The organism is Arthrobacter sp. efr-133-R2A-120, assembly GCF_030209835.1.
Lineage (GTDB): Bacteria > Actinomycetota > Actinomycetes > Actinomycetales > Micrococcaceae > Arthrobacter.
On record NZ_JARVRF010000020.1, the window covers coordinates 1 to 14,962 of the forward strand.

Annotated in this window: 18 protein-coding genes and 1 riboswitch; of the genes, 6 read left to right on the plus strand and 12 right to left on the minus strand. The window is 63.1% G+C overall.

Annotated elements, in window-relative coordinates:
- Positions 1-51: 51 nt before the first annotated feature.
- The 4 genes from QRN52_RS11340 to QRN52_RS11355 all read right to left on the minus strand — a co-directional run bounded on the left by QRN52_RS11340 (position 52) and on the right by QRN52_RS11355 (position 2,547).
- Entirely contained in the window at positions 52-1,260 is a 1,209-nt protein-coding gene (locus tag QRN52_RS11340) for an O-succinylhomoserine sulfhydrylase (protein WP_284752823.1), read from the minus strand.
- Positions 1,261-1,671 carry a rhodanese-like domain-containing protein gene (locus tag QRN52_RS11345; protein WP_284752824.1) on the minus strand — a complete coding sequence of 137 codons (411 nt, stop codon included), beginning with the start codon at positions 1,669-1,671 and terminating at the stop codon, positions 1,261-1,263.
- On the minus strand, positions 1,668-1,925 hold the full coding sequence (locus QRN52_RS11350) for a DUF1737 domain-containing protein (protein ID WP_269995262.1): 258 nt from the start codon (positions 1,923-1,925) through the stop codon (positions 1,668-1,670). Before QRN52_RS11350 ends, QRN52_RS11345 begins: the two co-directional genes overlap by 4 nt.
- A gap of 10 nt (positions 1,926-1,935) precedes the next feature.
- A riboswitch (SAM riboswitch) is annotated at positions 1,936-2,048 on the minus strand.
- Between the two features lie 139 nt (positions 2,049-2,187).
- Complete coding sequence (locus QRN52_RS11355; RefSeq protein ID WP_284752825.1) at positions 2,188-2,547, minus strand: hypothetical protein; 360 nt, start codon at positions 2,545-2,547, stop codon at positions 2,188-2,190.
- 55 nt (positions 2,548-2,602) lie between these two features.
- On the opposite strand from QRN52_RS11355, the gene QRN52_RS11360 reads away from it, so the two are divergent.
- A complete protein-coding gene (locus tag QRN52_RS11360; RefSeq protein WP_284752826.1) occupies positions 2,603-3,034 on the plus strand; it encodes an Lrp/AsnC family transcriptional regulator in 432 nt (143 codons plus the stop codon).
- A gap of 159 nt (positions 3,035-3,193) precedes the next feature.
- Positions 3,194-4,225, plus strand: coding sequence for an ornithine cyclodeaminase (ocd, locus tag QRN52_RS11365; protein ID WP_284752827.1), 1,032 nt, complete (start codon positions 3,194-3,196; stop codon positions 4,223-4,225).
- Positions 4,226-4,375: 150 nt separating this feature from the next.
- On the opposite strand, the gene QRN52_RS11370 is transcribed toward ocd, so the two are convergent.
- Genes QRN52_RS11370 through QRN52_RS11380 form a run of 3 tightly spaced genes read right to left on the minus strand, consistent with a single transcriptional unit; the run spans position 4,376 to position 6,965 of the window.
- Positions 4,376-4,903 (minus strand): cupin domain-containing protein, encoded by a 528-nt coding sequence (locus tag QRN52_RS11370; protein ID WP_284752828.1) that lies wholly within the window; start codon positions 4,901-4,903, stop codon positions 4,376-4,378.
- Positions 4,900-5,301, minus strand: coding sequence for a PAS domain-containing protein (locus tag QRN52_RS11375; protein WP_284752829.1), 402 nt, complete (start codon positions 5,299-5,301; stop codon positions 4,900-4,902). The genes QRN52_RS11370 and QRN52_RS11375 overlap by 4 nt, the downstream gene beginning before the upstream one ends.
- Positions 5,298-6,965, minus strand: coding sequence for a GMC oxidoreductase (locus tag QRN52_RS11380; protein ID WP_284752830.1), 1,668 nt, complete (start codon positions 6,963-6,965; stop codon positions 5,298-5,300). The genes QRN52_RS11375 and QRN52_RS11380 overlap by 4 nt, the downstream gene beginning before the upstream one ends.
- A gap of 258 nt (positions 6,966-7,223) precedes the next feature.
- On the opposite strand from QRN52_RS11380, the gene QRN52_RS11385 reads away from it, so the two are divergent.
- The gene (locus tag QRN52_RS11385; protein WP_284752831.1) at positions 7,224-7,781 is read left to right on the plus strand and encodes a hypothetical protein; all 558 of its coding nucleotides are present in this window, start codon (positions 7,224-7,226) and stop codon (positions 7,779-7,781) included.
- Positions 7,782-7,805: 24 nt separating this feature from the next.
- Here the strand turns inward: QRN52_RS11385 and QRN52_RS11390 are convergent, their stop codons facing one another.
- Positions 7,806-8,375, minus strand: a complete 570-nt coding sequence (locus tag QRN52_RS11390; RefSeq protein ID WP_284752832.1) for a PRC-barrel domain-containing protein — start codon at positions 8,373-8,375, stop codon at positions 7,806-7,808.
- A gap of 112 nt (positions 8,376-8,487) precedes the next feature.
- Entirely contained in the window at positions 8,488-9,684 is a 1,197-nt protein-coding gene (locus QRN52_RS11395; RefSeq protein ID WP_284752833.1) for an SLC13 family permease, read from the minus strand.
- Between the two features lie 58 nt (positions 9,685-9,742).
- On the opposite strand from QRN52_RS11395, the gene QRN52_RS11400 reads away from it, so the two are divergent.
- On the plus strand, positions 9,743-10,249 hold the full coding sequence (locus QRN52_RS11400) for a DinB family protein (RefSeq protein ID WP_284752834.1): 507 nt from the start codon (positions 9,743-9,745) through the stop codon (positions 10,247-10,249).
- 14 nt (positions 10,250-10,263) lie between these two features.
- Here the strand turns inward: QRN52_RS11400 and QRN52_RS11405 are convergent, their stop codons facing one another.
- Positions 10,264-11,205 carry an aminodeoxychorismate lyase gene (locus QRN52_RS11405; protein ID WP_284752835.1) on the minus strand — a complete coding sequence of 314 codons (942 nt, stop codon included), beginning with the start codon at positions 11,203-11,205 and terminating at the stop codon, positions 10,264-10,266.
- 109 nt (positions 11,206-11,314) lie between these two features.
- Between QRN52_RS11405 and cls the strand changes: the two genes are divergently transcribed.
- Positions 11,315-12,787: a cardiolipin synthase gene (gene cls / locus QRN52_RS11410; protein ID WP_284752836.1), complete on the plus strand. Its 1,473-nt coding sequence runs from the start codon at positions 11,315-11,317 to the stop codon at positions 12,785-12,787.
- Positions 12,788-12,790: 3 nt separating this feature from the next.
- Here cls and QRN52_RS11415 read toward each other — a convergent pair whose 3' ends face one another.
- Entirely contained in the window at positions 12,791-13,240 is a 450-nt protein-coding gene (locus QRN52_RS11415; protein ID WP_284752837.1) for a MarR family winged helix-turn-helix transcriptional regulator, read from the minus strand.
- Between the two features lie 113 nt (positions 13,241-13,353).
- On the opposite strand from QRN52_RS11415, the gene QRN52_RS11420 reads away from it, so the two are divergent.
- Positions 13,354-14,451: an FAD-dependent oxidoreductase gene (locus QRN52_RS11420; RefSeq protein WP_284752838.1), complete on the plus strand. Its 1,098-nt coding sequence runs from the start codon at positions 13,354-13,356 to the stop codon at positions 14,449-14,451.
- A 21-nt stretch (positions 14,452-14,472) separates the two neighbouring features.
- Here QRN52_RS11420 and QRN52_RS11425 read toward each other — a convergent pair whose 3' ends face one another.
- Positions 14,473-14,937, minus strand: a complete 465-nt coding sequence (locus QRN52_RS11425; RefSeq protein WP_284752839.1) for a DUF8821 family protein — start codon at positions 14,935-14,937, stop codon at positions 14,473-14,475.
- Positions 14,938-14,962 lie beyond the last annotated feature (25 nt).

Genomic DNA, 14,962 nt, shown 5'->3' on the forward strand with positions numbered 1-14,962 from the left:
TGCCGTCCTTCGCGCCATCAGCATCTGGCTGACAGCATTAGGAGACACGCCCTAGACCTGCTTGAGGGCCCGCTCCAGGTCCCCGATGAGGTCGTCCACATCCTCCAGCCCCACCGAAAGCCGCACGACGCCGTCGCTCAGGCCAATGGCCGCGCGGCCTTCCGGACCCATGGCGCGGTGCGTGGTGGTGGCGGGGTGGGTAATAAGGGACTTCGAATCGCCCAGGTTGTTCGAGATGTCGATGACGGCGAGCCCGTCCAGCAGCGCGAAGGCGGCCTCTTTCGCCGATCGCCCGGCAGAGGGGAGCAGCTCGAAGGTGAGCACGGTTCCGCCGGCCTTCATTTGCTTCGCGGCGAGCTCGAACTGCGGGTGCGACTTCAGGAGCGGGTACTTGACCCAGCTGATGGCCGGCTGTTCCTCAAGCCATTCGGCGATCCGCAACGCAGATGCCGAGGAGTGATTGACGCGCAGCGCCATCGTCTCCAGGCCCTTGGTCAGGACCCAGGCGTTGAACGCGGAAAGCGACGGCCCGGTGTGCCGCATGAGCTGCTTGACGGGACCGTCGATGAATTCCTTGGTGCCCAGGATTGCTCCGCCAAGGACCCGGCCCTGGCCGTCGATGTGCTTGGTGCCCGAGTAGACAATCACGTCTGCGCCGAGCTCGCCGCAGCGCTGCAGCAAGGGGGTGGCGAAGACGTTGTCGACGACGACGGTAGCGCCGGCTGCGTGGGCCAGCTCGCTCACCGCGGCGATGTCCACGATTTCCTGCATGGGGTTCGACGGCGACTCGAAGAACACTGCGGTTGTCGGCTCGGACAGGGCAGCACGCCACTGGTCCAGGTCAGGCCCGTCGACGAAGACGGTCTCGACACCCCAGCGCGGCAGGATCTCGTTGAGGATGACGAAGCAGGAACCGAAGAGCGAGCGGGCGGCAACCACGCGGTCACCGGCAGCCAGCAACGCACCGAGGGCGGTGAAGACTGCGGACATGCCCGACGCCGTCGCGAAGCACGCTTCGGTGCCTTCGAGCAGGCGGAGGCGCTCCTGGAAGGTGGCAACGGAGGGGTTGCCGTAGCGGGAGTAGACGAAGCGCTGGTCCTCGCCCGTGAACGCGCGCTCTGCGGCTGCGGCGGATTCGTAGACGAAGCCGGAGTTCAGGAAGACGGCCTCGGACGTTTCCTGGAAGTTGGTGCGGTCAAGGCCGCCGCGGACTGCCTGGGTGTCAGGGCTCCAGCCGGCGGCGTCAGGATTGAAAGTCACTTAGATGTTCCCCAGGTTCGTTGGAAGTCCGCGGTTTTTCCAGCCGTTCACGGTTCGCTCGCCGTAGCGGTCCGGTTCGCCCTCAAAGCCCTCAAGGACGTTGTAGGCGGTGTAGCCGGCCTGCGTTGCGGCGATCGCAGCGGCGATGGAACGCTGGCCGGAGCGGCAGAGGAAGACCAATTCGGTGCCGTCCGCTTCGGGAGCCTGCTGCTTCAGATCGTCGATGAAGCGTGAGTTGGGGATCCCGCCGGCCAGGTTCCACTGGATGAACAAGGGATCGTTCTCGGTGGCTTTGGTGTCCGGGATCCCGATGTGTGCCCACTCGCCTTCCGTGCGGACGTCCACCAGGATGGCGCCTTGTTCCAGCTTGGCCCAGGCGTCGTGCGGGCTGAGGTCGCCTGCATAGCTCATGCGTGGCCCTCGCCGTCGAACTCTTCATCAAGCTGGTCTACTGCATTGGCAACTGCGGCATCCGCGCTCGCGATCGCCGCGGGCAGGACGACAGCCTGGGCCACGATCACGTCGGTGCCGTTGAAGGTCGCGGCCGGACTGCCGTGCAACACATATCCCTCTGCGAGGGCGGTGGAAATCCGCTCGCAGAATTCCTTGGTGTCAGGGCCCGTGACGAGACGGTAGGAGAGTTTTTCTTCGGTGGGTTCAGGCATTGGTGCTCCTCAGTCACGCTTGCAGTTCGAAAGTGTCGATACGCCGAGTAGTCACCTGAGGCACCCCGCCGGAGAGAGGGTTGCCGACCAGCAAGTCAGGGCTTCGCGCTGGTACTCATTACTCAAGAAGAAAAATAACATCCACGACGGCGCCCTGCAGCACCGGCCGTCGTCATGTTCCGTAACCGGACGGCTGTGGATGGTGGGCCCACGCTGGCGAGGGCCCCGGGCTGAGCTTGCGAAGACTGGGAGCCAGTGGGGATTAGGATTCGGTTTCATCGGGCAGCGGTTCCAGGCTCGCCTGGATCCGGGGTGGGAGGGCGTCGAGCCGTGACCCTACCCCTGTGGGGGAGTGATGAAAAGTGGAACCTTGATGCTTCCGGATTTCCAGCAACTCGTGGACGGATATCCCGGTGGCCGTGGCGAGTGCATGCAGCGAGAGGCTGTTGTGATGAGCCAAGGCAAAAACAACACCCGACAGGGCTTCGAAACCTTCTGTCTCGTAGATTTCCTTCACCAAGTTGGACATGCCATTCGCATCATCGATTGATCCCGCTGACGCACCAGTCGCCATGGCCGTCAGCGACCATGCAGCAGAGTCGGGGCTGATGTAGATGCTCATGTCGATACCCTACGGACTCAGGCCCGCTTGGGGAATGGGCGATACGTTTATCTTTATGGCAGCACTCACCGATCTTGACCGCCAGCTCCTCTCTGCCCTGAGGGAGGACGGCAGGGCGTCCGTGGCCAGCCTCGCGCGCACGTTGGGCGTCGCCAGGGCCACTGTGAATAGCCGGCTCGAGCGTCTTGTCTCCTCCGGAACCATCGTTGGTTTTACCGCGAGGGTGCGCGACGAGGTCGATCCACTTGCGATTCGGGCTATTGCGCTCATTGCAGTGGAGGGAAGGTCTGCCGACAAGGTTATTCGCCAGCTCCGGGGACTTCCCGAGATTTGGGCGCTGCACACCACGAACGGCGGATGGGACCTCGTGGCGGAGCTACGCACGGAAAGCCTCAGCGATTTTGACCAGGTGCTGGGCAGGATCCGCGGCATCGAGGGGATCGTCAATAGTGAGACGAGTCTTTTGCTCAGCTCAGTTCTGCGATAACCGCTCACGTGACGTCGGAAGGCCGCTAAGCATTAAGCGCAATTACGTTCGTCATTTTGTACAGATTTTCAATGAAAAGTACGTACTTTGGCAATTGTGGATGCATATCGCCGCTCCGTAGCCTCGTAGCAACAGTGCTTATGAGGGAAAGGAGCGCACATGACGCGCTTTGTCGATGTCCGCAATATGGTTCGCTGGACGGCCGGGCGGGGCCCGGAGGCCATCATCTCGGAAATGATCCAGTACTTGGAGGACGACTTCCAGCGGTGGGAATCTTTTGACAAGACTCCGCGGGTGGCAAGTCACACGCCATTTGGCGTCATCGAGCTGATGCCCACCAGCGACCACGAAACATACGGCTTCAAGTATGTAAATGGACACCCTTCGAATCCCGCGCGCGGCTTCCAGACCGTGACAGCTTTCGGTGTGCTGTCCGACGTCCATAACGGCTACCCGACGTTCCTTGCGGAGATGACTGTGCTGACAGCGCTGCGGACTGCGGCCACGTCCGGAATGGTCGCGAAGAAACTCGCGCGCCCCGACGCCCGGATCATGGGGATGATCGGCACCGGAACCCAATCGGAGTTTCAGGCGCTGGCCTTCCGGGCGGCCCTGGGTATCAACACGGTCAGGATCTGGGACACGGATCCGGCTGCGATGGAAAAGTTCGTCCGGAACATGGCTCCCCTCGGCTTCGACATCACCATCGCAGCTTCGGCGGCGCACGCAGTTGAGGGCGCCGACGTCATCACCACATGCACGGCGGACAAGGCCAATGCCACGATCCTGACAGCAGACCAGGTTTCGCCCGGTGTTCACATCAACGCGATCGGAGGCGATTGCCCAGGGAAGACCGAACTCGACGCTACCATCCTCCGCCTCGGTGACGTCTTTGTGGAATACGATCCCCAGACGAGGATTGAAGGCGAGATCCAGCAAATGTCCGCCGATTTTCCCGTCACCGAATTCTGGCAAGTCCTGGGCGGGCACGCGCCGGGCCGGACCTCCAAGGACCAGATCACGATATTCGATTCCGTGGGCTTCGCGATCGAGGACTTTTCCGCCTTGCGGTATCTCCGCAATGCCGTTGACGGCTCGGAATTCTTCGAAGAGATCGACCTCGTCGCGAACCCCGATGACCCCAAGGACCTCTTCGGTCTGGTGCGGGCACTTTCTCCGATCGGATCCTGAAGCCCAACTCACTCGCAGTTGTTGTCGTTTTGGGCGCTCAGAACGACAACAACTGCGAGTCAGTTGGGGGAGAAGCCTGGTGCGCCGGCCCCAGAACCGGCGCACCAGACGTTTTATCCCGGCATTCCTCCTAGCCTCGTCGCCAACCGGCTATACCGCCGCCAGGCGCAGGATCAGCTCGGCATGCCCAGGGAACCTCAAAACGAGCGACTCGATGTCCCGAGCCGTTGGTTTCGTGGAGTCCGATCTCTCGTATCCCGGTGAGAGGCTGCAGCTGACCAAGGCGAACCCCGGTCCGGCCAACTCGGCACCGAACCAGGTGGAGTTGGGGGCAACTCCTTGCAAGGTCTCGCCTGCTTCCGGGTCCGGACCCAACAAGGCCTCGGTATACCCAAAGTCCTGATAGCCCAGCTCCCGGGAGAAGACATGCAGCCTGATTGGTGTCCCCAAATGGAAGAACCACAGTTCGTCCTGCTTGAGGGCGTGCAACTGGAGGACCTCCCCCGCCTCCAGCAGGTACCAGTTGGAGCTGTAGAGCGGATGGTCGACGCCGAAGCGCGGAGGCAGCGCCGAACCGGCGATATCCTCGTTGCTCACGAGCGCGGGCGCGAACCAGCCGCCCACGCTAGCGGGGGACATGTCCAGCTGTTTGATCCAGTCCTCGGCGAATCCACTCATGTGACCGGATCCTTCAGCGAGAAGCAGACGGTGATGCCGATGATGTCCTTGCCGCCCAGGGCACGCAGCAAACCCTTCTGGGTCACGATGTCCACATTCACCATGCCGCGCTCCTTGCTGGGGATGGCGATGGTCTCGTGGAAGTTGAGCAGCGGCTTTCCGCTCGCCATCACTTCCTTGTCGTGGGCAACGTGTTCCGCGCGCGAGTCCTGGTGCCCGATCAGCTCCGACTTGCTCATGCCCACCAGGTCCGCGAAGTTCTGGTTGACCCACAGGAAGACCGAATTCGCGTCCTTCACCACCCAGTACACGCCGTCCTGCCGGTCCAGCACATCGGCGACGCTCATGGGCGGAACTGTGGGAAGGAGCGCCGGGTCCAACGCCGGGGCGACAGTCATGGCGCAACCGCCGTTCCGCCGTCGGCCTCTAGTCTTTCGGCGAGGTCTTGCGCCAAGGCCACCATTGTCATGGTGGGGTTCCAGGAACCGCCGGTGGGCCAGAGGCTTCCGCCGGTGACGAAGACGTTCCGCACACCGTTGAGGCGGTAGTCGGTCCCGACGACGGCGTCCTCCTCTTCGCCGATCGGCAGGCTTGAGCTTTCGTGGACCAAGCCCGGCACACGGCGCTCCGGGATGGCGGGACGCTCGGCACCCCAGGTTCCGGCGTCGGGATCTCCGTGCCAGTATTCGACGCGCTCCGCACCTGCGGGGGACAGGACCCGCTCCAGCATCTGGAAGGTTCCCTCGTCCATGGTGTCCCACGTGTCGTCGTCGGTGGAGTTGGCCAACACCTGCAAGGTGACGTTGCAGGTGGGGTCCCCGCCCCCGGAGAGCCGCAAATGGTTCTCCGGGTTGCTTTCGTCCAGTTCGCCGAGGACGGCACAGACGAACACCAGGTAGTCCTCCGAGGACCGCAGCTGCGCGAGCGAAGCCGTGGCGACGACGTCGGGTGCGTAGCGTTCGGACTTCTGGGCGTTCTTGTCCGGGCAACGGTCGGAGAGGACCGAAAGCTGCACGTGGTACTGCATTCCGGCCCGACTCTTGCCCGCCAAATAGATGGCCGCCAGTTCCAACTCGCCGAGTTGTTCGCTGAAATCAAAATCCTCGCGGGGAACCCGGGCCACCACCGAGGTGATGAAGTGGGCGCTGAAGTGCCCACCGGCGCCCTGGACCTGCGGGAAGGAATTCAGGACCAGGGTTGCCGGCGGAAGAGTGCCCATGGCCAAGACCAGATTGGCGTTGCCGACGTTCACCACGCCGCGGTTGGTGTTCAACGCCGTGGCCCGTCCGTCCTGCTGGAGCACGCTCAACACGGTGCAGTCCGTGACCATGCGAAGAGCGGCGCCCTTGCCTTGGGCCTCAAGTGCCGCTTGCTTGTCCGTCAGTTCAAGGAGGACTGCCGGCGTCGAGAACTTCGCGAAGTCCACGCCCGACGTCGCGCCGGTCGCCGCAGCGAGCGGGGCCGGCATGCTGCGGGTGGCGGAATCGATCTTGTGAAGGCCCGCCTCAAGCCTTTCCTGGAGGGCTTTCTGCATGATTCCGTAGACGGGCCGGGTGTCGTTGATCAGATCGACGACGGCGGCCGACCGACCGGCGTCGATTTGGTCCGCCGAAACCACGTTGAGCAGGTCTTCCGCGGACGTGAAGTGCGACTTGGCGGCGTCCATCACTGCCCGCGGCCAGCCCCGCATTTCATCTTCCTCGGGGCGGGGGCACCATGCGCTCCACATGATGCTGCGTCCGCCGTAGAAAGGGACCATGCCGTGCTGCCAGGAAATCTTGCCTGGCGGCTGGGTGGCCGTGGCGGCCGCCAAGGTCCACGGGAAGGTCTCCGAGAGGCCCCCCAGGGTCTCCTTGTAGGGCAGCGGAAGGTTCTGGAAGTGCTGCGGCAAGAAAAACGGACCCCGTTCAATGATCAGGATCCGTGCGTGCGGGTTGACTGTCAGTGTCCGCTCAGCAAAGGCGTAGGCGCAGAACCCGCTGCCGATGACGATGTGGTCGAATTGCTCTTCTTCGCGGACTTTTTTCCATTCCCCCTCGGAGAGGAAGAAAACATGATCCATGACCTTCTGGGGCGAGGGATCCTGGGGTCCGGGCGTGGGAAAACCGTGATTGAAATTCTGGGACGAAGAAACTGCACTCACAATGATGCCCTCCATCAACTTTGCTGATTCCACGGCACCGTGAAACCAGGTGCCCGCTGGGCCGAGAGGCAGATCACCCTTCCCCAGCAGAGTTCACGGGACTAGTTAACTACTGCCGCCATGGCGGCACAATAGAGTTCGGCAAGCTAAATTGCCTGGCCCGCTACACTCGGATCCATGGTGGGTCATGGGGGAACCAAAACCGTAGGGATATTACTGGCAGGGCTGCTGCTTGCGGCCGGTTTGTCCGGCTGCGAATATACCGACGCCGGCGATCCGCAGCCGGCTGCCGGGCCGACGCGAAGTTCCCCGCCACGGGTCCAGTTGCCCACTAAGGATCAGGCAACCGTTGCGCTCGAAGCCAGCAACCTCGTTGCCGCCAAGCAACTTCTCGGGGCTGCTTCCGGAGCGGTGATCCTGGAGGATTCAGGCACGGTGGGTGGCCCCGTCAGCGGGATTAGAAAGACTGCGAGGGTGGAGGACGCAGGCCCGTATACCGTGACCGCAGCCTGTGTTGGCGCCTCGGACGTCCAGTTGGTCATCGCCCAGGATCCACGGACCGGCCTGGCCCCGCAGGACCAGACGTTCGATTGCTCTGTTCCCTATGCTCGCGTTGTTCAGCTGCAGCCAGGGCCGGTCACTGTCCAGGTCATGGTGATGCGGGCATATGCAGGCGCTTCCGCCGCGTCTACCGGCGGCGGAGTCGCCGCGGTAAGGATCACGGCCGGCGGCTGAAATCCTCCGGCAAGCAGGCCGCGGCTATTGAAGGTGTCCCGGTTCCGGCGCGGTCCCAGGTGGCCGATGCGGCGGGGGTGGGCCGGGATGCGGGGGCCCGGGTACATGTTTGTGCAGGTGCGGCGGATGCGGGGGTGGCGGGCCACCGCGCAGGTGCGGCGGCTGCAGGATCTGCGGAGACCCCTCCGGTGCGTTCTCCCCGGGCGCGGTGTCCACCGTCTTGAGCCCGGCATCCTCGCGACCGGTTCCCATGGCGGCATCGTTGGATTCCTCGGTCACGAGCCCGTAATAGCTGTAGAGTTCCTGTTCCTGCGTCTCCGTGATCACGCCGCGGTCGCTCTCGATGCGCGGACCCTTCTTCACTTTGTCCTTGGCGAAGGCCACCCTGATCACCGAATTCTCCAGGCTGGCCCCGGAAAGCGGGGCGAAAGACTCTGACATGCCGAACAAGCCGGTCCGCACAGTGACAAAGACAGGATCCCCGGAATCACCACTGGTGAAGATTTGTTCCACTGAGCCGATTTTTTCCCCGTCGGCGTCCACCACAATCCCTCCGTTGAGGACGATGTTATCGATGTCCTGCAGACTGAGCATGAGGTAGATCCTTCTCGTACGGGCCCGGTGCTACCGCCCGAGCTGTTCTATATTCTGTCCCGATTCTTCGCACCCGGCGATAGGCTCCGTTTCCGGCACGCGCCGAACGCGCTCACTGTCCGGTGGCTGCCAGCACCGCCACCGCCGCGAACACCGTCAGAGGCGCAACGATCAGTCCGAAGATCGCATATCCCTTCCACGTAATCAGCACGTTCATGCGCATTAGCCGGTCGTGCCACAACAGGGTGGCCAGCGATGCCCAGGGGGTGATGATCGGGCCCGCATTGACTCCGATCAGCAACGCCGCCATCCGCGCGGGTGTCCCGGCGAGCGGTTCCGCCAGCAGGTAGGCAGGCAAATTGTTGAGGACATTGGAACCGGCGGCGCCCGTCGCGGCAAGCCGAACCAAATCCATGAAGCCCTGGCCTTGTCCGGCCAGCTGACTCAGCAACACGGGAGCCCCCAGGTGCCTGGCTGCTTCCATCACCAGAAAGAGGCCGGAAGCGAACAGCAACAAGGACCAAGGAATCAGCGACACCTTGAGAACACGCCGGCGCCGCAACGCGAACACCACGCCCAGCACAACAGCCCCGGCCAGGGCCGGGATCCATACCGGGATCCCGGACACCAAGGCAGGCAGCAGCAACACCAGCACCACAGCGCTGCACCCGAGCAGAATCCGGTCCGCCGCAGGCCTGGATTCGGCGCCTGCTGGCTGATCCGGCCTGATCCGCCCGAGCGGGATCCGTGAATAGCGGTTGCGCAGATCCCGCCGGAAGACGATCCCGATGAACAGCAGGGGTACGAGAACGGCCGCAAGGGAGGGGGCCCACATCAGGCCGGCAAACCCGCCCGGAGTAATACCGCCAAGGCTGTGCTGGGCCAGAAGGTTGGTCAGGTTGGAAATGGGCAGCAGCAGGCTTGCCGTGTTGGCCAGCCACACCGTGGTCAGTGCGAAGGGCAGCGCCGGCAGCCCGGCTTGCCGCGTCACACTGACCACCACCGGGGTCAGCAATACCGCCGTCGTGTCCAAAGACAGGAAGACGGTACTGAGCGTCGCGAAGACCGCCAGGAACAGCCACAAAAGAATGCTGTATCCGCGGCCCCAATAACGGAGCCGGCGGGCGGTCCAAAGGAAGACTCCGGCCTCACTGCACAGCTCAGTCACAACGGTCATCGCGACGACGAACAGCAGAATCGGAGCCACCCGATCCACGAGTGCCGCGAGATCGGCGAAAGGCAGGGCGCCCGTGGCGATCGCCACGGCACCGGCCGCAAGCAGAACCGCTCCAATGATCGCCAGACGCATGAACGGAGTCTATTCCCCGGCTAAGCTCGGATCACGTCGATCCTGACTGAATCCCTGCTTGACGGAAAACATAGGTGCAACAGTGACGCTTGCCGAGGACATCTTCAACCAGCCAATCCGGATCCAATTCGAGGCATTCATCGACGAGCACCGGCGCGCGCTCAATGACTCCTTGAATGGGTTGACGGAGGAACAGGCCCGGCGGTCATTGGTGCCGTCCCGGACCACCTTGCTCGGCCTCGTGAAACACGCGACCTTCGTCGAGAAGGTCTGGTTCGACGAAGCCATCACATGCCGTTCCCGTGCCGAGATCGGCATCCCTTCGACGCCGGACGAGTCGTTTATCCTCGATGACGGCGACACCATCGCTTCAATCCAGCAGGCACACCGCGAGGCATGCGAAGCATCGCGCCAGGCGACATCGTCCTTGGGGCTCGACGACATGCTCAACGGCAACCGACGTGGCCCGCTTCCGCTGCGCTGGGTGTACCTCCACATGCTCCGCGAGCTCGCGCAACACTGCGGACACGCAGACATCCTGCGGGAGCAGATCCTGAGCCAGTAGCAGTCGCGAAAACCCTACTCGATCCCCGCGAACAGCTCGTTGAGCTCGGCCGTCAGCTGTTTGCGCATTGCCGGGGTGCCGATCTCCCTGCCATCCACATGGTTGACGGGCGCGATGAGCCGGATGCTCGAGATCAGCCACACCGCGTCGGCGTCGAACAGGTCTTGCGGAACCAGCGGGCCGTAGCCGAGCTCCCAGCCCGCTGCCTTTGCCTTGGTGAAAAGCGCGTCCTGGGACGTGCCCGGCAGGATGCCGCTGTCCAGTTGCGGAGTGATGAGGCGCTTGACGGTGCGTACCGAGCCGGCGCCGTCGTCGACCGTTTCAACGTGAGCCAGCAACACCGTGGACGTCGGGCCCTCCAGGACACGCCCGTCCGTTGAGGTGAAGATCGCGTCGTCCGCACCTTGCTTGTGCGCGTAGCGCAGCGCGGCCATATTCACGGCATAGGACAGAGTCTTGGCGCCGAGCAGCAGCCAGGGGGCGCGGTCGCCCGCTTCCGTGTCGAAGCCACGGTCAAGAAGTACGACGTCGATGCCCGTCTCGCGCTGCCGGCGACTGCCCGCGGGGGACGGCGAAGCCTGGATCCAGCACGTAGGAGTCGAAGCGCCCTCAACGCCGCGCGTCACCAGAAGCTTGACGACAACCTCGTCTTCGGCCGGGCTTGGCGCGGGGAAGGCGTCGCGGAATTCGGTGATCGCGGTGTCAATCGCACGGCGCCAGACGTTCGGCTCAGGAATGTTGAGGTCGAGTGCGCGGGCTGAACTCTCAAGCCTGTTCAGGTGCGCTTGCACCTTCCGCGCACGGCCCTCGACGGCGAGCAGCGACTCGAAGACGCCGTCGCCTCGGGTGGCGCCCAGGTCGGTTGCCATGAGCTGCGGCTGGCTGGAATCGGCGATGCGGCCGTTTTCGAACGCTGGATCCAGGAAAACGAGGACCGTCGAGGCAGGTAAAGTCATGCTTCCAGCTTAGTGCTGGCCCGCAGGACAAACAGTTGGGAAGGGTGCGCCAGATAGGCTGGGCTGACTGCTAGTTCTTTGATTGGTTGTTTGATCGTGGGGGTGTGGGGTGCTGTTTCCTTTTCAGTTCGGGATCGAGTGGACCTGGCTCCTCAGCGCGTGGGCCATCGTTGAGATCATCTTGAGGGTCGTGCTGCTCGGCGTTATACCTGGAAACCGCCGTCCCACCACGGCCATGGCCTGGCTCCTGGCCGTCTTCCTCGTTCCGTCAGTCGGTTTCGTCCTGTTCCTGTTGTTCGGCAATTTCCGCTTGTCCCGCCGTCGTCGTGAACAGCAGGAGGAAGTCAACGAACGGGTGCGCGCCGGCACGTCGGCGCTCGCCGACGTCGTCAGCAAATACTCGGGACCGGAATGGGTGACCTCGGCTGGTGAACTGAACCAGCGCCTCGGCTCGCTGCCGATGGTGGACGGCAACTCCGTGGAGCTGATCCCCGGCTACGAGGAGTCCATCAAGGCCATGGCGGAAGCGGTCCGGGGGGCCAAGAAGTTCGTCAACGCGGAGTTCTACATCATGAGCAGCGACTCGGTAACGGACGAACTCCTCACTGAGTTGGAAAATGCAGCCGCGCGCGGCGTCAATGTCCGCCTTCTGTTCGACCACATCGGCACGCTGCGGATCCCGGGCTACCGAAAGCTGGTCCGCAGGCTCAAGCGCGGCCAGATCCAGTGGCGCCGCATGTTGCCGTTGTTGCCCATCCACGGCCAGTGGCGCCGTCCGGATTTGCGGAACCACCGGAAAATCCTGGTGATCGACGGCGAAATTGCCTTCACCGGCTCCCAGAACCTGATCGAGCCTTCCTACAACAACCCCAAGCACCGACGCGCCGGGCGTAAGTGGATGGAGCTCATGGCGCGGATGGAGGGGCCGATCGTTGCGACCCTCAACGTTGTCTTCGCTACTGACTGGCTCAGCGAAACCGATGAATCCCTCGAACATCAACTGCAGGTCGCGGTCCAGGCAACACCCGGCCGGATGACAGCCCAGGTGGTTCCCAGCGGCCCGGGGTTTGTCACGGAAAACAACCTGCGCCTGTTCAACACGTTGATCTACTCGGCCCAGCACCGAATCTCGATTTGCAGTCCGTACTTCGTGCCCGACGATTCGCTGCTGTATGCCATCACGACGGCGGCCCAGCGAGGCGTCGACGTGGAGCTTTTCGTCTCTGAGAAAGGCGACCAGTTCCTTGTCCACCATGCGCAGCGCTCATACTACGAGGCGCTCCTCGAAGCCGGGGTACGGATCTACCTCTACCGCGCGCCATACGTGCTGCACGCCAAGCACTTCACCATCGACGAAGAAGTGGCAGTCCTCGGCTCCAGCAATATGGACATGCGCTCCTTCTCGCTCAACATGGAGGTGTCCGTGATGCTACTGGGCGCCGAAGCCGTGGACAGCATGCGCTCCGTGGAGTCGAGCTACCGGGAAATGTGCCGGGAGTTGACCCTGCAGGACTGGTTGCACCGGCCGATGCTTGCCAAATACGTGGACAACGTTGCGCGGTTGACCGCCACGCTGCAGTAGGGCTCAGTCCTCGGCGCAGGCCTCATCCGCGGGTTCGGCGTGGATCCTCGACAACAGCCCATGGAGTTGCTGGAGCTCATCGGCGGAGAATCCGGCAAAGGCCTCCTGCTCGACGTCGGCCACCGCAACTTCAATCGACGCCACCGCGCGCTTGCCTTCCGCAGTGATTTCAACGATATGGCGACGGCGGTCCGCGGGATCGCGGCGGCGCTCCGCCAGCCCTTCGCGCTCAAGGTCGTTCAGGACCGCCACCAGTCCGCTTGCGTCGATGGAGAGGATATCGATGAGGCCCTGCTGACTGAGCGGCCCGGACTCGTCAAGCCGGCACAGCAGCACGGCATGCCTTGGACTGAGCCCGGAGGAGTCCAGCGCCTGGCGGAGGCGCGTATTCATGATGCGCCCGTGGCGCGCCAAGAGGAACCCCAGTTGCTTTCCCGCTGCCGAAGAACTCATCAGGAAAATCTTATCACTGAGGAAATTATTGACCATTCGAAATCGTTGTGACTCATAAACGATCTGAGCGGCACAAGCCGAGCAGCGTGAGCTTCTTACATAAGGGAGTTGCCATGAATGACCAGGCTCAGCACCCCACTGTGGTGGTTATCGGCGGAGGCTACGGCGGGATCTCCGTAGCCAAGGCGCTGGACGAACATGCGACCGTTACGTTGGTGGAGCCCAAGGACGCTTTCGTGCACAACATTGCGGCCCTCCGATCTGTGGTCCAAACCGATTTCCTGCCGCGGATGTTCCTTCCCTATGGCCGCCTGCTGGCGCACGGTGAGGTACTCCGGGACCGCGCTGTCCGGGTGGACGGGCACACCGTCGAGTTGGCTTCGGGTGCCAGCTTGGCGCCGGACTACATCGTCCTCGCGAGCGGTTCCAGCTATCCCTTCCCGGCCAAGAGTGATCGACTGGTCACCACCGACGCCATCGCCCGCTACCAAGCCGCACATGATGACCTCAAACGCGCGGACAGGGTGATGCTGCTAGGCGCCGGGGCGGTAGGCCTTGAATTTGCCGGCGAGATCGCCTCCGCGTGGCCGGACAAAGACATTGTGCTGGTGGACCTGGCGCCGGACATCCTTCCCGGACCGTACGATCCGCGGCTGCGGACCGAGGTCAACCGGCAGCTGGATGAGATAGGCGTGCGGCGAATCATGGGCAGCGCGTTGGTGCAGTTGCCTCCGGTTCCTGCGGGTGAATTCGCCACGTTCACGGTCAATACCACGGACGGCACTGCAATTGAGGCGGACATCTGGTTCCGCTGCTACGGAATAGCTCCGCAGACGGACTATGCGGCCGGAGACCTGCTTGCCGCGCGGACTGCCGAGGGCTACCTGGACGTCACCTCCGAACTCCGCGTCGTGGGCTTCGAGAACGTGTACGCCTTGGGCGACATTTCGGCGATTGACGTGAACAAAGCCGGCGTCGCTGGGCGCGAGGCCGCCGTGGTTGCCAAGAACATCCAAGCCCAGATTGAGGGCTCCGCGGAACTGGCCGCTTACACGCCGTCGAAGCCCGTCATCATCCTTCCGCTGGGACCGTCCGGCGGCTCGGGACAACTGCCCGACGGCGAGATCGCCAGCCCGGAGCTGATCTCCCAGATCAAGGGCCAACACATGATGATCGACCGCTACGTCGAAATGTTGAACCTCGGGGCATGAGCTGGCTGCCTCCGCCGACTGCTAGTACTCGCCCTTGATCACGAAAAACGAGCCGCGGATAACGCCTGCCAACTTTGACTTCTGGCGAGCGAACTTGAAGCGTGACGCGAGTTCTTCCGGAATCTCCATGCCTTCGGCGAGTTTGAATCCGACCGCCCGCTTTCCGCCGGCATCGATGCTGTACATGACGTTGATCGACAGCCCCGACTCGTAGAAAACGTAGGCCATCCGCAAACCGTCGACTTCGAAGGCTGTCGCTTCCAGCGGGCGGGAGCTGATGACGATGTCACGCTCGTCCTTCAGGATACGGCTCACCCGCTCGACCACCTCCGGAACCTCGCTCGCGGGGCTCACTGTGAAGGCATGGTCGTACTTGTTCCGGTAGTAGCGGCCCTCGTTGGCGCGCAACCCGGCAAGCGCCTCGGCAACGGGAGACGATTCCAGACCGACAGTAGAAACATTCTCGAAGTCAACGATGTACGGCATGCACCCTCCTAGTAAGACGTAGTGG